17 protein-coding genes are annotated in these 22,109 nt (G+C 71.7%); 1 reads left to right on the top strand and 16 read right to left on the bottom strand.

Annotation, left to right across the window (positions count from 1 at the left end; translation table 11 throughout):
* Nucleotides 1-35: 35 nt before the first annotated feature.
* The 11 genes from ABT137_RS19060 to ABT137_RS19010 form a co-directional block, all read right to left on the bottom strand.
* Nucleotides 36-866, bottom strand: a complete 831-nt coding sequence (locus ABT137_RS19060; RefSeq protein ID WP_351710221.1) for a hypothetical protein — start codon at nucleotides 864-866, stop codon at nucleotides 36-38.
* On the bottom strand, nucleotides 863-2,008 hold the full coding sequence (gene dgoD / locus ABT137_RS19055) for a galactonate dehydratase (protein WP_351710218.1): 1,146 nt from the start codon (nucleotides 2,006-2,008) through the stop codon (nucleotides 863-865). Before dgoD ends, ABT137_RS19060 begins: the two co-directional genes overlap by 4 nt.
* The gene (locus ABT137_RS19050; protein WP_351710216.1) at nucleotides 2,005-2,760 is read right to left on the bottom strand and encodes a FadR/GntR family transcriptional regulator; all 756 of its coding nucleotides are present in this window, start codon (nucleotides 2,758-2,760) and stop codon (nucleotides 2,005-2,007) included. Before ABT137_RS19050 ends, dgoD begins: the two co-directional genes overlap by 4 nt.
* Nucleotides 2,761-2,800: 40 nt before the next feature.
* Complete coding sequence (locus tag ABT137_RS19045; RefSeq protein ID WP_351710213.1) at nucleotides 2,801-3,574, bottom strand: SDR family NAD(P)-dependent oxidoreductase; 774 nt, start codon at nucleotides 3,572-3,574, stop codon at nucleotides 2,801-2,803.
* Nucleotides 3,575-3,614: 40 nt separating this feature from the next.
* Nucleotides 3,615-5,672 carry an alpha-galactosidase gene (locus ABT137_RS19040; RefSeq protein ID WP_351710210.1) on the bottom strand — a complete coding sequence of 686 codons (2,058 nt, stop codon included), beginning with the start codon at nucleotides 5,670-5,672 and terminating at the stop codon, nucleotides 3,615-3,617.
* Complete coding sequence (locus ABT137_RS19035) at nucleotides 5,669-6,529, bottom strand: carbohydrate ABC transporter permease (protein ID WP_351710207.1); 861 nt, start codon at nucleotides 6,527-6,529, stop codon at nucleotides 5,669-5,671. The genes ABT137_RS19040 and ABT137_RS19035 overlap by 4 nt, the downstream gene beginning before the upstream one ends.
* A complete protein-coding gene (locus ABT137_RS19030; protein ID WP_351710204.1) occupies nucleotides 6,529-7,464 on the bottom strand; it encodes a carbohydrate ABC transporter permease in 936 nt (311 codons plus the stop codon). Before ABT137_RS19030 ends, ABT137_RS19035 begins: the two co-directional genes overlap by 1 nt.
* 1 nt (nucleotide 7,465) lies before the next feature.
* Nucleotides 7,466-8,755 (bottom strand): ABC transporter substrate-binding protein, encoded by a 1,290-nt coding sequence (locus ABT137_RS19025; protein ID WP_351710201.1) that lies wholly within the window; start codon nucleotides 8,753-8,755, stop codon nucleotides 7,466-7,468.
* 14 nt (nucleotides 8,756-8,769) lie between these two features.
* Nucleotides 8,770-10,890 carry a DUF8189 domain-containing protein gene (locus tag ABT137_RS19020; protein WP_351710198.1) on the bottom strand — a complete coding sequence of 707 codons (2,121 nt, stop codon included), beginning with the start codon at nucleotides 10,888-10,890 and terminating at the stop codon, nucleotides 8,770-8,772.
* Nucleotides 10,891-11,079: 189 nt separating this feature from the next.
* Entirely contained in the window at nucleotides 11,080-11,790 is a 711-nt protein-coding gene (locus tag ABT137_RS19015; protein WP_351710195.1) for a DUF1275 family protein, read from the bottom strand.
* A 214-nt stretch (nucleotides 11,791-12,004) separates the two neighbouring features.
* The gene (locus ABT137_RS19010) at nucleotides 12,005-12,496 is read right to left on the bottom strand and encodes a CGNR zinc finger domain-containing protein (protein WP_351710192.1); all 492 of its coding nucleotides are present in this window, start codon (nucleotides 12,494-12,496) and stop codon (nucleotides 12,005-12,007) included.
* A gap of 64 nt (nucleotides 12,497-12,560) precedes the next feature.
* On the opposite strand from ABT137_RS19010, the gene ABT137_RS19005 reads away from it, so the two are divergent.
* Nucleotides 12,561-13,241 (top strand): hypothetical protein, encoded by a 681-nt coding sequence (locus ABT137_RS19005; protein WP_351710189.1) that lies wholly within the window; start codon nucleotides 12,561-12,563, stop codon nucleotides 13,239-13,241.
* A gap of 51 nt (nucleotides 13,242-13,292) precedes the next feature.
* Here the strand turns inward: ABT137_RS19005 and ABT137_RS19000 are convergent, their stop codons facing one another.
* From ABT137_RS19000 to ABT137_RS18980, 5 genes are all read right to left on the bottom strand, one after another.
* Entirely contained in the window at nucleotides 13,293-15,761 is a 2,469-nt protein-coding gene (locus ABT137_RS19000; RefSeq protein WP_351710186.1) for a transglycosylase domain-containing protein, read from the bottom strand.
* Nucleotides 15,762-16,072: 311 nt separating this feature from the next.
* The gene (locus ABT137_RS18995) at nucleotides 16,073-17,326 is read right to left on the bottom strand and encodes a COG4705 family protein (RefSeq protein WP_351710183.1); all 1,254 of its coding nucleotides are present in this window, start codon (nucleotides 17,324-17,326) and stop codon (nucleotides 16,073-16,075) included.
* 508 nt (nucleotides 17,327-17,834) lie between these two features.
* Nucleotides 17,835-19,115, bottom strand: a complete 1,281-nt coding sequence (locus tag ABT137_RS18990) for an MFS transporter (RefSeq protein ID WP_351710180.1) — start codon at nucleotides 19,113-19,115, stop codon at nucleotides 17,835-17,837.
* A gap of 41 nt (nucleotides 19,116-19,156) precedes the next feature.
* Nucleotides 19,157-20,368 carry a type III PLP-dependent enzyme gene (locus tag ABT137_RS18985; RefSeq protein WP_351710177.1) on the bottom strand — a complete coding sequence of 404 codons (1,212 nt, stop codon included), beginning with the start codon at nucleotides 20,366-20,368 and terminating at the stop codon, nucleotides 19,157-19,159.
* Nucleotides 20,365-22,095, bottom strand: a complete 1,731-nt coding sequence (locus ABT137_RS18980; RefSeq protein ID WP_351710174.1) for an IucA/IucC family protein — start codon at nucleotides 22,093-22,095, stop codon at nucleotides 20,365-20,367. The genes ABT137_RS18985 and ABT137_RS18980 overlap by 4 nt, the downstream gene beginning before the upstream one ends.
* Between the last annotated feature and the right edge of the window lie 14 nt (nucleotides 22,096-22,109).

Here is a 22,109-nt window from a genome sequence, read left to right as displayed (position 1 = left end):
CTTCCTTGTGTCTCAGGGGCTCAGGGGCTCAGGGCTCAGGGGCAGCGGCATTCGGCGGTCACGGTGAGCCGCCAGCGGACCTCGCCCGAGGCGGGGACACGGGCGGCGTCGTCCGGGCCCGCGTCGGCGAGGTCGAAGACGCGGCCGAGCATCGGCTCGACGCCCGTACTGCGGTAGGGCCGGCCGGCGGGAAAGCCGCCGAGGTTGCGCCACAGGGCGACGGACAGCGGCTGCCCGTCCGCCTCGACGGCCAGGGCGAGCCGGTCCGCGCCGTCGTGCACACAGCACCGGCCGCCGTCCACCACGGCCCCGACCGCCGTACCGTCGTCCGGCCCGAACCGGTCGAGCCGCAGCCCCCGGGGGGCCGGCCAGGCACCCTCCACCCAGGGGGCGCCGTCCGGCCAGGGACGGCCCAGCAGGGGCGCCGCCTCCGGGAACAGCCGGGTGGGCGCCCCCTCCCGGGCCCGCACGACGGCCTCCTCGGAGAGGTCCAGCAGGGCGTGGGCGGCCCAGAGGAAGCGGAAACCGGGCTCGGCCGTGAGCACATAGGCGGCCTCCACCCCGTCGTCCGTACCCCGCAGCGTGCGCGTCAGGGCGAAGCGGTCGCAGCGAACCGTCTCGCCGTCGCCGTCACCTCCCCCGTCCCGCGTCCAGGGCCGGGACCACGCGTCCCCGTGGTCGGGGGTGCCGCGCACGGACGGGACGCACTCCTCCACTCCCCCGGCGTCCACGAACGCGTCGCCCGGTGCGACACCGTCCCGTTCGGGGCTCTCGCGCCGCCACAGCCATTCGCGGTCGCCGTGTCGCAGGGAGGTCCAGCGGCCGCCGTGCGCGAGGTCGGTCACGACGTCGAGGGGCACGGTCACCACTCCGCAAAGGAGCCGTCGGCGTGCCGCCACACCGGGTTGCGCCACCGGTGCCCGGCGCGGTCGGCCGCGCGGACGGCCGCCTCGTCGAGGGTGATGCCGAGCCCGGGGGCGTCACCGCGGTGCGCGTGCCCGTCCACGAAGCGGAAGGGTTCGGGGTCGACGAGGTAGGAGAGGAGGTCGGCGTCCTTGTTGTAGTGGATGCCCCGGCTCTGCTCCTGGATGAGGAAGTTCGGGGTGGCGAAGGCGACTTGGAGGCTGGCCGCGAGGGCGATGGGGCCGAGCGGGCAGTGCGGGGCGAGCTGGGCGCCGTAGGTCTCGGCCAGCGAGGCGATGCGGTGCACCTCGGAGATGCCGCCGGCGTGCGAGAGGTCCGGCTGGGCGACCGCGATGCCGGCGGCGAGGGCGGGCAGGAACTCGGCGCGCGAGTAGAGGCGTTCACCGGTGGCCAGCGGCACCGGGCTCGCGGTGACCAGGCCGGGCAGCAGGTGGCCCTGCTCGGGGACGACGGGTTCCTCCACGAACAGCGGGTGCAGCGGGGCGAGTTCGGCGAGGACGCGGCGGGCGCTGGCGGCGGTGAAGCGGCCGTGGAAGTCGACGGCGACGTCCCGGTCCGGGCCGAGGGCGTCCCGGGCGGCGCTCACCCGGGCGACCACGGCCGCCGTCTCCGCGGCCGTCGCCAGCGGCGAGGTGGCCCCGGCGGCGTTCATCTTCACCGCGGTGAAGCCCGCCGCCACCTGGGCCGATATCTGCTCGGTCAGCTGGGCGGGTTCGTCGCCGCCGACCCAGGCGTAGACCCGCACCCGGTCGCGCACCGGGCCGCCCAGCAGGGCGTGCACGGGTGCGCCGTAGGTCTTGCCGGCGATGTCCCACAGGGCCTGGTCGAGGCCCGCGACGGCGCTCGACAGCACCGGACCGCCCCGGTAGAAGCCGCCCTTGGTGAGCACCTGCCAGTGGTCCTGGATGCGCAGCGGGTCCTGCCCCACCAGGTACTCGGCGAGGACGTCCACGGCCGCGCGGACGACCTCGGCGCGCCCCTCGACGACGGGTTCGCCCCAGCCGACCACTCCGTCGTCGGTCTCGACGCGGCAGAACAGCCAGCGCGGCGGGACGAGGAAGGTCTCTATCCGCTCGATCTTCACCGGCCGCCGCTGCCTTCCATGTCGTCGCTCCCGGTCCCCTCTTCGGGGCTGTCGAGCCGGGCCAGGTCGCGGCCCGCCTGGTCGAGCAGGGCCCGCATGGCCGTCTCGGCCGCCTGCGGGTCGCGGTCGCGTACGGCGTCCAGGACGGCGCGGTGGGCGGGGACGGGGTCCTCGCTGTGCGGGGAGCTGTGCACGATCCGGTCGCGGTGCGCCAGCCCCGACTCGATCACCATCTCCATGCGTTCGAGCAGTTCGTTGTGGGTGGCGGCGAGCAGGGCCCGGTGGAAGGCGAGGTCGGCGTCGACGGCGTGGCCCGGGTCGGCCTCTTCTCGTGCCATCGCCGCCACGGCCGTCTCCAGGGACAGCAGGTCGGCCTCGGTGCGGCGCTCGGCGGCGAGCCGGACGGCGGCCGGCTCGATGATGGCGCGGACCTCGGCGAGGTTGCGCAGCAGCGACCGCTCCGCGCCGGTCGTAGGACCGCCCTCGAACTGCCAGCGCAGCACGTCGGCGTCGAGCAGGTTCCAGTCCGCGCGGGCCCGTACGAAGGTGCCGCGCTTCTGGCGGGCGTCGACCATGCCCTTGGCGGCGAGCACCTTGAGGGACTCGCGCAGGGCGGTGAGGCTGACGTCGAGTTCGCTCTGCAGCGCCACCAGGTCCAGCGTGGCCCCTTCCGGGATCTCGCCGCCCAGGATGCGGCGCGCCAGGGCCTCCACGGTCTGGCCGTGCACACCGCGGCGGGCGTAGGGCGTCATGTCGTACAGCCTTTCTCTTCCACTGTCCGGTCCAAGGGCATCATGCGGAGGCCTTCACGACGCTCCAGCCGCCGTCCACGACGAGACTGGACCCGGTGATGTAGGAGGCCTCGTCGGCGCAGAGGAACGCGATCGCGGCGGCCACCTCCTCGGGGGTGCCGAAGCGGCGGGCGGCCGTTCCGGCGACGCTGCGTTCCCGTTCCGCGGGCTCCACCCGGTCCCAGGCCCCGGTCAGGATCGGGCCGGGGAGTACCGCGTTGACGCGCACCTCGGGCCCGTACTCGACGGCGAGCTGCCCGCACAGGGAGAGCAGGCCGCCCTTGGCCGCGGCGTAGGCGGGGTGGCCGGGGATGCCCGCGTGGGCGTGCACCGACGAGGTGAGGACGACGGCGCCGCGGCGGGCGCGCAGGTCGGGCAGGACCGCCTTGACGCCGAGGAAGCCGCCCGTGAGGTTGACGGCGAGCTGCCGCTGCCAGGACGGCAGGGTCAGCTCGTGGGCCGGTACGACCTCGACGGTGTAGGCGTTGCTGACGAGCACGTCGACCGGACCGAAGGCATGGGCGGCGGTGACGATCCGCGCCCAGTCGTCCTCTGCGGCGACGTCCGCGTGCACGTACCGGGCCCGGCCGCCGTCCTTCTCGATCCCGTCCACCACGGCCTGGCCGCGTTCGTCGGCGATGTCGGCGAGCACGACGGCGGCGCCCTCCCCGGCGAGGCGTGCGGCGGTGGCGGCTCCGATGCCGGAGGCGGCGCCGGTCACCACGGCGGTGCGGCCGGTGAAGCGGGCACCGTACCGTCGTACGGACTGGTCCATCGGGCTCCTTAGAGGGTGAGCTGCTGGAAACATATGCGTCCTACAGGCGCCTCAGCACCACCAGGTCGGCATCGTGTTCGGCACTCCACGCGAACGGCAGGCCGTGGTGGAGCAGATGGGCTCCGCCGTACGACGTTCCGGTCGCCGCGTCCCGGTAGCGCGCCGCCGGGTCCAGGCCCCGGAGCCGGAGCCGGGCGGGGCGGCCGGGCAGCAGCGGTGCCCCGTCGAGGCGGCCGGTGGAGAGCGCGGCGACGACGGTACGGTCGCCGGCGTCGTACTGCACGCCGCAGGTGGGGTCGTCCGGTGTCCCGAGCAGCCGGGCCTCGCCGTGGTGGACGACGTCCCGCACCTCCTTGTACCGGGCGATCCACCGAGCCGCCTCGGAGCGCTGCTCCGAGGTCCAGGCGCGCAGGTCGGCGCCGATCCCGAGGACTCCGCACATGGCGTTGACGAAGCGGAAGGCGAGGCTGCGCGGGCGCGGGTCGAAGATGCCGGGGGCGTCGGTGACCCAGGAGCTCATCACGTGCGGCGCGTGGGCGTGCAGGAAGCCGTACTGGATGCGCAGCCGGTCCAGGGGCGCGGTGTTGTCGCTGGGCCAGACGACGTCGGTGCGGGCGAGGGTGGCGTGCTCGATCCGTCCGCCGCCGCCGGCGCAGCCCTCGACGGTGACGTCGGGGTGGGCGGCGCGCAGGTGGTCGAGGACCCGCAGGTATCCGGCGACGTGCTCGGCGTCCAGGTCGACCAGGTCGGCGGGACCTGCGCCGGGGCGGCCGCGTTCGGTGGGCGGCCGGTTCATGTCCCACTTCAGGTAGCCGATGCCGTAGTCGCCGAGCAGCCGGTCGAGGGTGCCGATGACGAAGTCCTGGACGTCGGTCCGGCCCAGGTCGAGGAGCAGCTGGTTGCGGACGAGACGGGTCGGGCGGCCGTCGATGCGGTAGACCCACTCGGGGTGTTCGGCGTACAGCCGGCTGCCGGGGCTGACCGCCTCCGGCTCCACCCACAGGCCGAAGTCCAGGCCGAGGGCACGGACGTCGGCCACGAACCGGTCGAAGCCCTGCGGGAACGCCTCCGGGTCCGGGTACCAGTCGCCCAGTCCCCCGGTGTCGTCGGCACGGCCGGTGAACCAGCCGTCGTCCACGACGAACAGCTCGGCCCCGATGTCCGCGGCCGCCTTCGCCAGTTCCAGCTGCCCGGCCGCGTCGACGTCGAAGCCGGTGGCCTCCCACGAGTTGTAGAGCACCTTGCGGGGGCGGTGCAGCCGGTCGCCGGCGAGGCGGCGCTCGTAGCGGTGCCAGACCCGGGACAGGCCGTCGAGTCCGTCCGGGCTGAAGGCACAGGCGAGACGGGGGGTCACCAGGGTCTCCCCGGGAGCCATGCGTACGGCGCCCTCGTGCGGGACCCGGCCGGCCCGGATCCGGACGGTCCCGCCCGGCTCCGCCTCCGCCGTGATGTGCCAGTTGCCGGGCCATTCGAGGGCGACACCGTAAGCGGCCTCCTCGTCGTCCTGCACGGCGAGCCAGGGCGCGTACGCGTGGCCGGGCGCGCCCTGCATGCTGCCGATGGTGAACGTGCCCCTGGTGAGGTCGAGTCGGGTGTGCTGGAACTCCTGCGACCACTGACCGGAGAGATACGTCAGCCGGGCCGCGCCCCTGACGGGGACGGTGATGGCGGCCGAGTCGAGCCGTTCCAGGCGGAGTTCGGTGGTGGCGGTGAACTCGGCCCAGCGGAGGATCACGTCGGTGCCGGGGACGGTCTCGTAGCAGAGGACCGTGCGCAGGCCGATCAGCTCGTCGACGAAGGCGAGCCGAAGAGCCCCTTCCGTCTCCTCCGCGCCGGCGAACTCCCACCACACGCCACGGCCCTCACCCGCCACCAGCTCGGAGCCCGTGAACGGCCGCAGCCCGTACGGCAGATACTCGGCCGGAGCCGCGTCGGCGGGCGTGATGAAGTGGGTGCGGTGGGACCAGTCCAGGGCGGACGGCCCGTCCTCGACCCCCGGCGGGCCCCAGGCGTCGAGCTCGGCCCACGGCCCGTCCGGCGACAGCCGGACGGTGTAGCTGCTGTTGGCTGTCCGCAAGGTCCAGCGCGGGTACGTCACTTGACCGCTCCCAGGTTGAGGCCGGCTACGAAATGCCGCTGGAAGCGCAGGAAGACGGCGACCGTGGGCGCGGCGGCGATGACCGACCCGGCGGCGATCACGTTCCACTCCGACACGTACTGGCCCTGGAGCCCGATGAGGGCGGCGGTGATCGGCATCTTGGTGTCGCTGCGCAGCACGGTGATCGCCCAGAGCAGGTCGTTGAAGATCCAGGTGAAGGACAGCGCGCTGAGGGCGGCCAGGGCGGGGCGGGTCAGCGGGAGGATGATCCGCCAGAAGATCTGCCAGGGTCCGGCCCCGTCGACGACCGCCGCCTGCTGGATCTCCACCGGGATCGACCGCATGAACCCGTGCAGGACGAACACGTAGAAGCCGACGCCGAAGCCGATCTGCACGCCGATCAGCGCGGGCAGGGTGTCGTAGACGCCCATCACTTCGCTGAGCTTGGACACGGGGATCAGCAGGATCTGCGGCGGGAGCAGGTTGCCGCCGAGCATGAGCAGCAACAGGGAGCGGCGGAAGGGGAGTTCGTAGCGGCTGAGGGCGAACGCGGCCATTGCGGCGAGGGCCAGGGTCACCAGGACGCAGGGGACGGTGACGAGCAGGCTGTTGATCAGGGCCTGCTGCTGGCCGCCGTCGGTCCAGGCCTGGCCGAAGTTGGACAGGGTGAAGGAGTGCGGCCGGCTGCCCAGGCCGTGGGCGGCGATGTCGTCGAAGGAGCGCAGGCTGGTCACCAGGACCAGGGCGATGGGCAGCAGCCACAGCACCGCCAACGCGCCCGCGCCCAGGTGGAATCCGGCGGTGGCGGCCCGCCTGCGACGCAGTGCGGTGGAGTTGGCCGCGGTGTCGGCGGACATCAGTCGGCCTCCCGGAAGGCGCGCACGAGGTAGGAGGCGATGACCCCGAAGGCGAGGACGAAGATGACGACGGCCAGGGCGGAGCCGTAGCCGAGTCGCAGGGACTGGAAGGCGGTGGAGTACATGTAGGTGCTGAGCAGCTCGGAGGAGTGGTAGGGGCCGCCGCGGGTGAGGGACCAGACGACGTCGAAGGAGCGCAGCGAGTCGATGACGATGACCGACAGGACGACCGCGTTGACACTGCGCAGTTGGGGCAGCGTGACGTGCCGGAAGCGCTGCCAGGCGCTCGCGCCGTCGACCTTCGCCGCCTCGTAGAGCGCCGGGTCGATGCCCTTGAGGCCGGCCAGGTACAGGACCATGACGTAGCCGATCTGGCGCCACAGGGCGGGCACGATCACCGCGTACAGGGCGGTGTCCTGGTCGGCGAGCCAGGCGTGCTGGAGGCTGCCGAGGCCCACTCCTTCCAGCACCCGGTTCAGGACGCCGTCGGGCTGGTAGATCGCCTGCCAGACGAGGGCGGTGGCGACCAGCGAGAAGACGACCGGCAGGAACAGGGCGGCCCGGTAGAAGCCGACGCCGCGCCGCTCCTGCTGGAGCAGCAGCGCGGCGGCGAGGCCAAGCACGGCGGAGAGGCCGCCGAAGAGAACCAGCCACAGGACGGTGTGGCCGAGGGCGCTGCGGAAGACGTCGTCGTGGGCCATCTCCCGGAAGTTGTCCAGGCCGATGAACTGCGGCGGGGAGACGCCGTCCCACTTGGTGAGGGCGAGGTAGAAGCCCTGCAGGGCCGGCCAGAACACCCACACGGCCTCGGCGAGCAGCGGGACCAGGACGAAGGCGAGGACCATCGGCGGGGTGCGCCGGGGGCCCCGGGCCCGCCTGCCGCTGACGGGCAGGCGGGCCGGGGACGTCCGGTCGGGGGCGGTCAGCACAGCCACGTCAGGCGTTCCAGATCTTCTGGGCATCGCGCTGCCAGTCGGTCAGGATGCCGCCGATCTGCTTCGGCTTGGCCAGGAACTTGGTCAGGGCGGTGTCCGCGGTGGGCTGGAGGGCGTCGCTGGAGTCCCGGTTGAAGAACTGGGTGATCTCGGCGGCCTCCGCGACGTGCGCACGGCCCTTCTTCACCAGTGCGGTGCCGGCGTCCTTGGCGTCCGGGTTGCAGGGCAGGACGGTGCCGGAGGAGCCCTTGATGTAGATCTCCTGGGCCTCGGCCGTGGCGAGGTACTTCAGCAGGTCGAAGACCTGGTCGCGGCGGCCGGTGCGGGCGCTGGCGAAGTAGCCGTCGACCGGCGCCTCCTCGGCGAGCGGGATCTTGGAGTCGATGACGGGGAAGCGGAAGAAGTCGATGTCGTCCAGAGCGCTCTTGGGTGCCGAGTCGGCGAAGAAGGTGCCAATGAGCATCATGCCGGTCTTGCCGCCCAGCAGGGCGGTCGTGGCGTCCTGGAAGGCGAGGGCGGTGCCGTTCGGGTCGAAGTACGGCAGCACCTCCTGCCAGCGGTCGAAGACCTTGCGCACCTCGGGGTCGTCGAACCGGTGCTTCCCGGCGAGGAGTTCACGGTGGTACTGGGCGCCGTTGATCCGGATGTCGAGGTAGTCGAACCAGGCCGACGCCACCCAGGGGGTGTTGCCGCCGGCGCCGAGCCCGATCGGGGCGACGCCCTTGCTCTTGAGCTTGTCGCACAGGTCAAGGAAGCCGTCCCAGCTGGTGGGCTCGCTCACGCCCCACTTGGCGAAGTTGGACTTCCGGTAGAACATGCCCCACCAGTAGTAGGTGTTGGGCACGAAGACCTTCTTGCCGGAGCTCGCGGTGCACAGCGAGTCGAGCGCCTTGGTGTACCGCTTGAGGTCGGGCGAGGAGCTCCACACCTCGTCGAGGTCGAGCAGCAGGTTCTTCTTGGCGTAGGCGTCCGCGACCGAGCCGGGGTACCAGGTGTACACGTCCGGCGGGTTGGCGGAGGTGAGGTAGGTCGGCAGCTGGGTGCGGAAGGTCTCGGCGGCGACCGTGTTCAGGCTCGCCCTGCCGGACCCCTTCTTGCCGTAGGCCGCGACCAGGTCCTCCATCGCGGCCTTGGCCTGCGGGGCGGAGAGGTTGGACTGGAGGGTCGCCGGGCCCTTCGAGGAGGTCTTCCCGGTGGAGGTGGAGGTGACGCAGCCGCTGAGCAGTGCCGCGGTCCCGGTGGCACCGAGTCCGGCGAGGAAACGCCGTCTGCTGGTCTGGGGGTTGGCCATGGTGAATTCCTCGTTCAGTTGAATCGGGTCCGGTACACGTGGCCGTCGACGCCGCGGAAGACCGCGTCCACGGCTCCGTCCGGGGCGGCGACCGCGCCGAGCGCGCCGTCGAACGCGGCGCTCGGGAACTCCTGCCGCTTGCTCCAGCCCTGCCAGGCGCCGTCGGCGTACCGCTGCTGCCAGAGCGTGTAGTCGGCGGCCCGCGCGTACAGCAGCACCGTGTCCCCGACGGCGACCAGCGTCGGGCTGCCGCTGACGGTCCCGCCGAGCGAGGTCCAGTCGGACCACTCCCCCGACGTGTCCCGTGTCCGCGTCCACACGTCGTCCGCGGCGGTGCGTACGGCGACATGGACGCGCCCCTGGGCGTCGACGACGGCGGACGGACGGCCGTACACCGTCCGGTTCCCGGGTTCGCCGAGCGAGGACCAGCCGGTCGCCGGGCCGCGCTGCACGACCGTGCCGTCGGCGCCGCGCGCGAACAGCGTCCAGTGGGCGGGATCGGTGAAGGCGACGGACGGCGCGTCGGTCAGTTCCCCGCCCAGGGACTGCCAGCGCCCCCAGCGGCCGTCGGCGTAGACCCGCCGGTAGGCCCGCGAGTCGGCGCCGCGCACGAAGACGTCGATCCGGCCGCCGGCGGAGGCGTACGCGGCGGGCTGGCCGAGGATCCTGCCCTGCGCGGGACCGCCGAGGTCCTGGGTCCGCCCGCCGGTCCTCTCGACGAGCGAGCCGTGCGGCCCCCGGAAGAAGGCGGAGCCGTCGCTCACCACGGCGGGGCTCGCCGTGGCCGTCACGCCCAGGTCCGTCCCGGGCAGGGCGTCGGCGCCGGTCAGCTTCAGGAAGGCGGTGCCGTGCGCGGGGACCTCGACGGTGTACGACCCGGTGTGCGTGCCCCGGTCGGCACGTGCCCGCAGGTCACGGACCCGGACCGGGCCGCCGAGACCGGTGTCGGCGAACTGCACGGTACGCAGGGCCGGTTGGTCGGAGCGGTTGAGCAGCACGACCGCGCGCTGCCCGTGCCCCTGCAGGACCTTGCTGTAGACGTCGCCGACCGAGTCGGTCGCCACCCGTACCCCCTGGACGGCGAGGGGGTCCTGGTCGACGGCGATGATCTCGGGGTTGCGGAGCGTGGCGAGCATCGAGTCGGACAGCGTCCGCGGGTCGGAGCCCAGCATCAGCGGCGAGCCCATCTCGGCCCACATCACGAACTGCGTGGTGGACTCCTCCTGGGTGAGCTCGTACGTCCCGTCGGTCATCTTCCGCATGGGGATGAGGTAGTCGGGGTCGTTGTAGTGGCCGGGGCCCTGCGCCTCGGGGTGCCAGGCGTTGGCGTCCATGTTGCGCAGGATGTTGGGCCACTCGCCGGGACTGGGGGTGCCCCAGGCGATGTCGGTGCCGGTGCGCCAGGAGTCGGCGATCGCCGGGGCGTAGACGTAGGTGTTGTGGGCGTCCTGTTCGGGGGTGTGCGGCAGGCCCCAGTCGTCGGTGAGCGGGTTGCAGAGGTTCAGCAGCATCCTGCGGCCGGACTTGGCGACCGCGTCGCTGAACTCCTTGTAGGCGGGCCCCGGATCGAGTTTCGCGCCGATCCCGCAGAGGAAGTCGACCTTGATCGCGTCGATCTTCCAGCTCGCGAACTGCCGTGCGTCCTGGTCGTAGTACCCACGACTGCCGAGACCGCAGCTCTTGCCGCCGTCGTAGGTACCGGCGTCGGTGTAGATACCGGCCCGGAGTCCACGTTTGTGCAGGTACGAGACGAGGGCCGGGATACCGGAGGGGAAACGGTCCGGGTTGGCCGTCAGCCGGCCTTCGGCGTCACGGGGGTTGTCGGCCTGCCAGCCGCCGTCCAGCCACACGATGTCGTAGCCGGCGTCCCGCAGACCGCTGCTGACCAGCTTGTCGGCGACGGCGCGTACCTCCTTCTCGGTGGGCGCGCCGAGCCCGTAGTAGGTGTTCCAGCCCATGTAGGGCGTGGGCGCGAGGCCGCTGTCGTAGCCGGCGGGAGCGCCTTGGTCGACTGCCGTCTGCGCGACGGCGTCGGGGGTCACGGTGGCGGCCAGGACCACCGCGACGGCGGCCGCGAGGGCGGGCCTGGTGAACCGGTGGTGCGGGGGTCTGGCTGCGGGCGGGTGCGAAGTCACTTGCGTCTCCCGGGGGTTGGGAAGCAGGAGAACGAGACGCGGACCGCTCTGCCGGAGCGGGCCTGCGTCGTCACGGCGACGACTGTGGCCCGTGGCCGAAACTGTGTCAAGATTAATTACTAATTTAGTAGAAGCAGGCCGAGGGTGAGCCTCCCGGGCAGCCCGGCCCGGCAGGAGACCGGCCCTCCCTCACTCCCCGCCGGAAGCACCTGCGGCGAGGAGGGCACCCACCACGAGCACCGGCGGGAGCACTCCGGCCCAGCCCGGCGCCGCCCGCAGTACCGCCATGCAGGCCGCCGCGCCCGCGAACAGGGCTGCCAGCCGGACGGGCACCCAGCGGTTCGGGCGGCCTGCTCCCACGCCCTTGACGATGTAGGTGGCCAGCGTGCCGGTCAGATAGGTGGTCGGCGCCGCCGCCCGGCCGGCCGCCACCATGGCTCCCGACTGGATGCCCATCGTCAGCGCGGCACCGAACTGCAGGACGTCCCGGGCCGTCTGCCCCGGCGCTCCGCCCAGGACGGCCCAGACCACCGCGCCCGCGGCCAGCAGGAGCGCCTCGCCGACGAGACAGAGCAGCACCGGCCGCGGCCAGTGCGTGGCGGTGCCCTCGCACCGGCGGGTGAACCGGGCGGTGACGGCCGCGCCCAGCCCGAATCCCGCCAGCGCCAGCACCGCCGCGGTCACACCCGTGCTCTGGGCGCGGCCGACCGCCATCCCGAGCAGCGCGAGGTTGCTGGTCATGACCCCGGCGAAGACATGGTCCAACGCGGTGAAGGAGATGGTCTCCACCGCCCCGGAGGCCGCCACCAGAAGCACGACGGCGGCGCGCAGGGCGGTCCCCGGTTCCGCCGGTGGGTCCCCGGGGGCCTCTGTCGCTTGTTTGCGCGGCGCGTCACTCACAGTTCCCGAGCGTAACGCGAGGTGAGGGCCGCTCCCGGTTTCAGCGGCCCGGCCGGGCCATCGACGCCCCCTTCAGGAGCGCGAGGACGTAACGCCCCTGAAGAGGCGCGGGGCTGTATCAATATGCGGCTCCGCCGCGTGGGCGCGACCAGCCACGACGGCGCCGCAGTCAGCACACGGCGGACGGCACATCGCGGCGCTCCCAGCGGAGCGCTCAGGCGTTCTTCGCCGCCCGGGCCCGATGGGCCGCGACCGTCGTCCGGCTCGCGCACGCGTTGGAGCAGAACCGTCGCGTCCGGTTCCGTGACTGGTCCACGAAGTAGTTTCCGCACCCGGCCGCGGCGCACCGCCCGAGCGTCACCGCCGGATCCCCGGCCACGACCAGGGCGAGCTTGGCGGCGATCAGCTGGCCGACCCAGCGCCTGGCCGGGGTGCCGTTGCGGCTGAAATGGATGTGCCAGCTGCCGGGGCCGTCGTGATCGGAGAGGTGCATCTCCGGCGGATAGTCGCGCAGCAGGCGGTGCACGGCATCGGGGGCGGCGCCGTCGACCGACTGTGCCAGGGCCGTGCGCACGAGGTCCGGCAGCTCGCCGTAGTCGCCGTCCGGCGGCGGAGTGACCTCGTGCTCGGCGAAGAACGCTGCGGCCAGTTCGCCGTGCTGGTCGAGGGTCCCGGTGTTGGCCAACTCGACGGCCAACCGCGTCACGTTCCCAATGTAGTCACCGTATTGCACTTGACCACCTACATCGCCGCTTCCTAGTGTAGGCGTCATGATAGTCGATGACACCTACGTGGCCCGTCGCCTGCTGCTGCTCGGGGAGTGGGACGCCGCGCTCGCCGCCCTGGGCCCGGACGCCGCGCCCGAGCTGCGCGCGGAGATCGCCGTCGACCGCTGGTTCTTCCGGATCGACGGTCACGAGGAGGCCGAGAAGGCGGTCGCGGCGCTCGACCCCGCCTCGCCGACCGCCCATCTGCTCACGGCGCGACTCGCCTACAGCCGCCTGCTGTTCCGGTACGCCCCCCGCCCCGACGACCGCGCCGTGGCCGAGGCCGGCTACCGCGCGGCGGCCGAGAGCGGCGACGAGAAGCTGCGCGGCTGGGCCGAGTACCACTGGGCCGTCCTGCTGGACAACATCGACGAGGACCCGGCCGGCGCCCTCCCCCGCTACGAGACCGCTCTCGAGATCGCCACGAGGACCGGCGACGGCTACTTCGAGTCCTACATCATCCGCCACCTCGCACCGCACAAGGAGCCCGCCGAGCGCATCGCGATGCTGCGCCGCTCACTCCACCTGCGCGCCGCGCTCGGCGCCCGGCCGCAGACCGTCGCCGCGCAGGCCCTGCTCGCCGACAACCTCCCCGAGGGCGACCCCGAGCGCGCCGAACTGATGCGGACGTTCCGCCCGGGTGCGGAAGAACTGCGCGTCGGGTGGCTCCTGTCCGAGAACTGACCGGCCCGGGGTTGCTACCGGCGGGCAACCCACGGGCCACCGTGACGCGGCTCAAGGCCCTCCGCGGGTAACGCCCGGGGCCGGTGAGCCGGTCGTCGGTGAGGGTGAGGTGTTACCGCCGGTTGTGCCGCCGAGCAGCCCGCCGCCGGTGCCGGCGGTGGTGCCGGTCGTGGTGCCGGCGGTGTCGGTCGGACTTGGGCCGGCGCAGTGCCTCCTGTGCCTGTGGCACGGTGCGGTGGTCGGGGTGGCCGGTGCGGTCGGGGTGGCCGTGGGGGTGCTCTGGGGTGCGGTGGCGGAGGGGGTGGGGGTGGGCGAGGGTGCGCCGTATTCGTCCGTGCTCTGGCCCAGTTGGGGTGCGGGCGGGAACTGCTGGACGGGTTGTCCCTGGAGGGCGGCGGTCATGTAGCCGGTCCACACCTCGGTGGGCATGTCGGCGCCGAAGACCTTGGCGTAGCCGCCGACGCCCTGCATGGACTGCAGGCCGGCGTTCTTCGGGTTCTCCTTGAACATGCTCACGGCCGTGGTCAGTTGCGGGGTGTAGCCGATGAACCAGGCGGACTTGTAGTCGTCGGTCGTACCGGTCTTGCCTGCCGCCGGGCGGCCCAGTGCCTGGGCGTTGGTACCGGTGCCGTTCTTGACGACGTCTCGCAGGACGTCGGTGACGGTGTCGGCGGTCGAGGCGGGCATGGCCGTGGTGCCCTTGGGCTTGTCGAAGCCGGTCAGCTGCCGTCCGTCGGCGACGACCTTGGTCACCGAGTACGGCTCGTGCTGGATCCCGCCGTCGTCGAAGGTGGCGTACGCGTCTGCCATGCGGATCGCCGACGGTGTGGAGGTACCGATGTAGAAGCCGGGGGTGTCGTACTGCAGGCTCGTGCGCAGGAGTCCCGCTTTCAGGGCCTCGCTCTCCACGTTGTCGTAGCCGACGTACTCGCCGAGCTGGACGTAGGGGGTGTTGACCGACTGCTCCATCGCCTTGCGCAGGGTGATGTAACCCCACTTCGTGGACACGTCGTTGCGCTGGTGCAGGAGCCCCGTGGGGTCGTTCGAGTCCGGCAGCTCCTGGCCCTGCTGGTTCTTGATGGTGATGCCGTCGTCGCCGTTGAACTTCGAGGCCGGGGTGATCGGTGAGGCCGGCTGCCCGGGAGAGAGGACGGCGCCGTGGTCGAGGGCGGCGGCCAGGTCGACGGGTTTGAAGGTGGAGCCGACCGGCACACCGGTCGCGTCCGCGTTGTCCGTCCAGTGCCCCTTGTTCCAGCCGGCCCCGCCGTACAGCGCCACGATCGCGCCGGTGGACGGACTGATCGACGCCGCGCCGACCTGGACGTCCTTGTCGGCCGAGCGGTGCTGCGGGTCGAGGTGCCGGTGCTCCATCGCCGCGACGGACGCCGACAGCGCGTTCACCTTCTTCTTCTCGAAGGTGGTGTAGATCTGGTAGCCGCCGCGCCCCAGCTGCTGGTCCGTGAGGGAGGCGTGGGCTTCGACGTACTTCTGCGCGGCCTGCACCAGGTAACCGGTCTGCCCGGACATTCCCGCCGACGGCGAGTACGGCTTGGGCGTGGGGAACCCCGACGCCAGGTAGTGCTGTTCCTGGGCGTCGGTGATCTGGTGGATCTTGGCCATCCGGTCCAGCACGTACTTCCAGCGCGCCTTGGCCTGGGCCTTGGCCTGCGGGTCGGTGTCGGCGTGCATCAGCAGGCTCGGCTCGTTGACCGTGGCGGCGATGAACGCCCCCTGGCTGACGTTCAGCTGGAAGGCGTGCACGTGGTAGTAGGTACGGGCCGCGGCTTCGATCCCGTAGGCGTCCCGGCCGTAGTAGCAGGTGTTGAGGTAGCCCTGCAGTATGTCCTGCTTGGACATCTGGCCACCGATCTTCAGGGAGATCATGATCTCCTTGAGCTTGCGGGTGACCGACTGGTCCTGGCTGAGGTAGGTGTTCTTCACGAACTGCTGGGTGACGGTGGACCCCGACTGCACCTCACCGCCCGTGGCCATGTGGTAGACGGCGCGGAGCATGCCCTGGGTGTCGATGCCCGGATCGGAGTAGAAGGTGGCGTTCTCCGCGGCGAGGAAGTCCCACTGGACCAGTTTCGGGACCTGGGCGAGATCGACGTTCTGCCGGTTGGTCGACCCCTGGGTGGCCATGACCGAGCCGTCCGACCAGTAGTAGGTGTTGCTCTGCGCTTGCGTACTGGGGTTCGCGCCGGGGATCGTCGTCGTGGCGTAGGCGTAGCCGAACAGGCCCAGCAGGCTGCCGACGAACAGCAGGAAGGTGCCGGAGACCAGCTTCCAGGAGGGCAGCCACCGCCGCAGGCCGCGTCTGCCCGCCCGCGGATAGTCGATCAGGCGGCGCCGACCGGAACGTCCGGCGTCCGCACGTCGCGGGCCGCCCGCACGGCGGGCGCGCCCGCCCCGGGCCTGGGCCTGGGCAGCCCTGCGTGCCGCGGCCCGGCCGCCGTACGGCATACCGTCAGAGCCGGACGGCGCGGTCCTCCCCGACGATCGGCGCCGGTGTTCGCTCATTCTCTCCACTCCTCAACCAAGGACACGGCCCCGCCATCGCCGCGAGACCGTCCGCCGGGTGCCTCCTGGGGGCCTGACCCGGACACGCCGACACCCTCCCTGGAAACTCCTACAAGCTGTAAGAGTAAGTCGCACTCGCAAAACGCATGCAACCGCCCGGCCAAGAACGAGCCGTCGCCCGGCATCAGCCCCTGCCGCGGCTTCCGGTGCCGGCGGCCACGGCTGCCGGCGGTCCGTGCCCCGAGTCCGGCTCGGCCCGCCGACTGCCCCGGCACCTGGGATGCGTCGGGGCAGTCCGTCGTCGTACCTGGTCAGCCGAGCGAGGTGAGGAGGGTGTTGAGTGCCTTGACCTCGGTGGCCTTGTCGGGGCTCGGAGCGCGCAGCGCCGTGAGGACCTGGTCGATCTCACCGTCGAGGAAGTGCCAGGACTGCTCGCTCTTGGGCTCGAGGGCGGACTGGTCCTTGTCCCAAGCGGTTTCGAGGTCGGTGACTCGGGTGGTCGCGGCCGACTGGTCGCCCGAATTGAGCTTGGCCAGGGTGTCGGCTGCGATCGTGCGGAACGTCGCGATCTCGGCCGGAGGGAACGGCGACGTCGCCTGCTTCGGGGTGAGATGGGCGGTTACCGGTGCGGGGGCGTCTTCCTCACTGGCCGCAGCCGCGTGGGGCTGGTGGTGTGCCCAGACGAGAAGCGCCGCGGTTGCGACCGCCACGACGGCGTAGTAACCGAGCATGATCCGCTCACGCGCCGGGTTCAGCGCCTGTGGGGCATGAGCGAGATCGTGGGTCTCGATGACATCGCTGCGGCTCACCGTGAGGTACACGACCGTGGCGAGGATCGCGCCCAGGAAGATCACGCTGGTCACCGCGGTGCCGAGACCCAGGCCGCCGTCGCCGCTGGGCGAGCCGAGCCAGTCGCCGAGGTTGGCACCGAGCGGGCGGGTGAGGATGTAGGCCAGCCAGAAGGAGAGCACCGCGTTGGCGCCGAGGCGCCAACCGAGGATGATCGCGACGATCAGCCCGAGGGGCAGGAACACGGAGACACCCGCGGTCCAGCCGGTCAGTTCCAGGGTCCAGTCGCCGGTCGCGGTGCCGAGGGCAAAGGTGACCAGGACCGCGAGCCAGTAGAAGAGCTCGCGGGGACGGGTGGTGATGGTGTGGACCGACAGGGTCCGCTCGCGGGCGTACCAGATCCCGAAGACAACGGCCAGGAGGCCGGCGAAGACGCTGCTGCTCAACGCGAGGGGAACGCCCTGGCTGTCGGTGAGGATGTCGGTGTAGAGGGTGCCGGTCACGCTCACCACCACGACGGCGAGCCAGTACACGAACGGGACGTAGCGTTTGGTGCTGAGTTGCCAGCCCATGGCGCCTGCCAGCACCACGGTGAAGATCAATGCCGTGTTGATCAGGCCGACGCCGAGGTTCATATTGATCCAGTCGGCGAAGCTTTCGCCGACCGTGGTGCACAGGATCTTGATGATCCAGAACCAGATCGTGACTTCGGGAACCTTGTTCAGCATCTGCTTGGCAGGCGCCCGAAGGCCGTCCGGCGTCGTCGCAGTTGTCATGTGATCCTCGCAAGGAACGAGTGGCAGCGCGGAGGGGCGTCCCTCACGTCTGCGGAACGGTAATTTTCTGGAAATGCATGGCCAGGCGCAGTCTCAGATCCGCAGGGCTGCGGTACGACTTCGATTGCTCGTCAAACCCGTCCAGGCAGGGAGGCACTACGAAGGCGTTGATCCCGCTGCTGGGGGCCGCCGAGGTGGAGAGACATGCCGGTCGGCCGGATGCCCCCCGTTCCCTGGCCGGCCCAAAGAAGTCATCGAGCCATTGCGAATCCCGGTCTTAAAATTCGCCGGAATTCCGGGATCCCCGTCCATCCGGTTCCGGAGAAGTGGTGTGAGCCCGTCTCAGCCGCTTGTTCGCCGGCCCGCCGCTGGTTTCCTCGCCGGCGGATGCCCGCCTCTGGAAGCACCGGGCTATCAGACGTTTCATCGGTCATAGTGGCCGACTGTGCCAGCTGGAACCTGAACACATCCTGACTGCCACCGTGCGTATCACTCGCCCCGCGGCAGGTCAGGGCCTCGCCGCTCCACCGGCCCATGTGTCGCTTGTCTCAGCGAGTGGTGCACCGGCCGGGCCTGTCGCCTTTCGCCGCTGATCGAGTCGGTGCCGCTTGGTGCTCCAAGCCGAAAGAGCGAGCGCGGAGGCCGCTGAGATCGCACCGCCGAGGATCAGGGCGGAGCGGGGGCCGAGCGCGTCGGAGACAACGCCGACGAGGGGGGCGCCGACGGGGGTGCCGCCGAGGAGCACGAGGAAGTAGACGGACAGCACACGCCCCCGCAGGTGCGGGTCGACGTGCAGCTGTGTCAGGGCGTTGGCGGTCGTGGTGACGATCACCGCGGCGAAGCCGACGGGGACCAGCAGGGCCGTGAACGTGCCGTAGCCGGGCATCAGGCCCAGCGTGGCCTCCAGTACGCCGAAGGCGACCGTGGCCGTGATCAGCCGTCGTGCGGTGGGCGGATGCTTCCCGCCGGCTGCGAGGAGGGCGCCGACGAGGCCGCCCGCGGCATAGGCGGCGGAGAGGCAGCCGAAGGCCGCCGCGCCGGAGTGGAAGACGGTGACGGCCACGAGGGAGACGGTGACCTGGAAGTTGAGTCCGAAGGTGCCGACGAAGGCGATGAGCGCGATCGGCAGGAGCAGTTCCGGTGTGGTGGCGATGTGGCGGAAGGCGTCGGTCAGGCGCTCGTGGCCGGGTGGGCGTCGTTCGGGGTGGCGGAGTTCACCGGACGGAAGGGTGCACAGCCCGTACAGGACCGCCAGGTAGGAGACCGCGTTGACCAGGAACACCGGGCCGGTACCGACGGCGGCCACGGTCAGGCCCGCAGCGGCGGGGCCGAGGATGCGGGCGACGTTGAACTGGGCGGAGTTCAGGCTGACAGCGGCGGCCACCTGGTCGCGGGCGACCAGGTCCGATATGAGGGCGTTACGGGCGGGACCGTCCACGGCCGTGGCGGTGCCGAGGGCCACGGCCAGGGCGTAGACGGAGGGCAGGCTCACCGTGCCGGTGACGGTCAGGACGCCGAGCAGCAGTGACTGCGCCGCCATGGTGGTCTGGGTGACCAGCAGCAGCCTGCGTCTGGGGCAGCGGTCGGCGAGGACTCCCCCGGTGAGGCCGAACAGGGTCTGGGGCAGGAACTGCAGTGCGGTCACGATGCCGACCGACCTGCCGCTGTTGCCGGTCAGCTGCAGGACCAGGAGGTCCTGGGCGGCTCGCTGCATCCAGGTGCCGATGTTGGAGGCCAGCTGGCCGAGCAGGTAACGGCGGAAGGCCCGGACGGCGAGGGTGGCGAGCACCGAACCGTGTTCTCTTCCGCGGGGCGGGCGGCACCGCAGGCTCATGTCGGTCCGCCTGCGTACGCGTCCGCGACGGGCGCGTCCAGGTCGTCGATGTGGTGGAAGGCCGGGTGGGGATGCATGAGGAAGGCGTGGTGGGAGATGTTCCACGCGTAGGCGCCGGCCATGGCGAACGCGATCCGGTCGCCGGTCCGTAGCCGGTCGACCATGACGCGGCGGGCCAGGACGTCCTTGGGGGTGCAGAGCTGCCCGACCAGTGTCACCGGTTCGCCGCAGACCTCCGGCCGGTTCCAGGAGTGGTGCCAGGACGGGTCGGGGATGACCTCGAAGGGCTGGTCGTGCTGTTTCGCGGCCGGTGTGCGCAGGTGGTGGGTGCCGCCGCGCAGGACGGCGAACGCCTGGCCGCGGCTGCGTTTGACGTCCAGGACCTGGGTGACGTACCAGCCGCAGTAGGCCGTGACCGAGCGACCCGGTTCGATCCGCAGCGTGACACGGGGGTGGCGCTCCAGCGTCCGGCACAGCCCGACACCGAACGCGGCCCAGTCGAAGACCTCGTCGGGACGCGTGTAGTCGACGCCCATCCCGCCGCCGATGTTGACCTCGGCGAGTGCGATCCCCTGTTGGTGTGCCCAGCGGTCCGTCCAGGCCATGACCTGGACAACGAGGGCCAGGTGAGCGCGCGCGTCGAGGCCGCTGGCCACGTGGACGTGCAGCCCGCGCAGCCGGACACGGCCGTCGGCCGTGATGATCCGCAGGCAGCGGTCCAGCTGGGCGGGGTCCAGACCGAAGGGGCTGGGACAGCCGCCCATGACCAGTGAGGCCGAGCGGAGCAGCACCGGCACGTTGACGCGCAGCAGCACGTCGACCGTGCGGTCGCCCAGCACGGTCGTCAGCGTGCGCAGCTCGTGTTCGCTCTCGACATGGAGGCGCTCCACGCCCGCGTCCAGGGCCTCGGCCAGTTCCGCCGGGGTCTTGCCGGGGCCGCCGAAGGCGATCCGGGCTTCGGGAAGGAGGCCGCGGACGTGGCGGATCTCGCCGCCGGACGCGACCTCGAACCCGTCGACGTGCTCGGCCAGGGTCCGAAGCAGGCGGGGGTCGGAGTTGGCCTTCGCCGCATACAGCAGTTCGACGCGGCGGGGCAGCGCGGCCCGGATGGCGCGGACGTGCTCGCGCAGGCCGGGCAGGTCGTAGAGGTAGGCGGGCAGGTCGTCGTCGGCCAACCGGCCGATCTGGTGCAGAAGCGCGGGCCTCACGGCGTCACCTCACGGGGGAAGTCCGCGCCGAGCGGGCTGGGCAGGGGAACGTAGCGGGCGTGCCGGTCGGCCTGGCGTGACCAGCGCAGCAGGAGGTTGGCCTTGGCGGGCAGCGGGACGCCGGAGAGCAGGGCACGCAGCCGGGGCGGTTCACCGGCGCTGCGGGCGTAGGCGTCGATGCGGTCACGGACCAGGCCCCACAGCGCGGGTTCCAGCGCCGGCCGAAGGTCGGCCAGCGCGCCGAGCACCTCGGCGACGTGGTTGACCAGCAGGCAGTACGCGACCCGGTTCCAGCCGCGTTCGGCGTCGTAGGTCAACGGCCCGCGGACGTCCTCCGGCAGAGTGGACAGAAACCGCTCGTGATGGCGGGGCAGGAGCTTGGTGCCCTCCAGATCGCGGAACAGCATCTGCGCGGGCATGCCGTCCGCTCGCACGCCGACGACGACGTTCTGCAGGTGGGGTTCCAGGACGATGCCGTGTTCGAAGTACGCGGCCAGCACAGGTGGCAGCAGCAACCCGAGATACGCCTCCCACCAGGCCAGGGGGTCCCCGTCGCCTCGGGCCAGCAGGTGGGAGACGTGAGCCTGGCTGGTGGGGTACTCGTCCGCGATCGCGGCGGCCAGCAGCGGCGTCACGCCCGGTCGGAGGTGGGGCCGCAGGCCGGAGCGCACGATGACGCCGAAACCCTCGACCAGGTCGGTGTCACCGCCGGCGGCGACTGTGCGGTAGCCGGGCTCGGCGAGCAGCGCGCAGCCGGGGAAGCGGTCGGCGAGCCGGGTCATGACGGGCTGGACCAGCCGGTTCAGGGCAACGGCACCCGACAGTTCGTACCCTGCGTTCTTGCGCAGGCAGTTGGTGATACGGACGTTCAGGCTGAACTTCAGGAAGGTGTCCGCGTCCGGCTGGTAGAGCGTACGCACCGACGCGGTGGGCACCCATTCGGGCCCGCTGACGCCCAGGTCCACGACGGCGCCTTCCGCCATCGCCGCACACAGCCCCTGGTGGCCGCGCAGAAGCCGGAACTGCCAGGGATGCACCGGGAGCGCCACGAACTCCGGGTCCGTCGTCGGACACAGCCCGTCCAGCTCACCCGGCTCCCCCTCCTCCCGCACCAGTTCGCGGCGTACGGCCAGGTGGCGCAGGCGGATCCGGGCCCCGGTCTCCGGTCCGTACGCCAGCCAGTCCGCCGGGTCCCCGCTGCGGGCCTTGGGCGTGGGGTGGAAGCGGTGTCCGAACACCAGCGCCTGCTCCGAAGCCAGATAGAGGTCCGGACAGAGGTCCGGTTGTGGTGCCGGACGGGCTTGGTGTTCCAGGGTGATGCGGTGGTGCAGGGTGGCGCGGATGGTCTCGTGGCTGTCGGCGACCTGGTCCAGGAACTCGTCGTTGGCGGTGCCGGTGCGCAGTTCCAGTTCCTCCCGGACGTAGCCGGCCAGTTCCCGCCAGTCGACGGTGGCCCACGAGGCGTCGTGAAGCCTTTGGACGGGGCCCTGGAAACGGTGGGCGCCGATCATCGAGACCCGGCGAAGCCGGGCCCGCAGCAGAAGGTCCCGGTGGGGCAGGCGCAGCAGGAGGTGGTCGTGGTCGACGGTCACCTGATGCTCGGGGGCGGACACCTCGCGGACGAGGCAGTTGAGCAGGGTGTGGGCGGTGACGGCGCCGGCGGTCTCGTCCGGCTGCTCGGTCCGTGCCGAGGTCGTGGTGCCGGGCGCGAGGGCGGAGGTGGTCATGGGATGGCTCCAGT

This window comes from Streptomyces sp. NPDC001980, assembly GCF_040296885.1.
Lineage (GTDB): Bacteria > Actinomycetota > Actinomycetes > Streptomycetales > Streptomycetaceae > Streptomyces.
The sequence above is the reverse complement of the archived record's forward strand: the minus strand, read 5'-3'. Positions and strand labels throughout refer to the sequence as shown.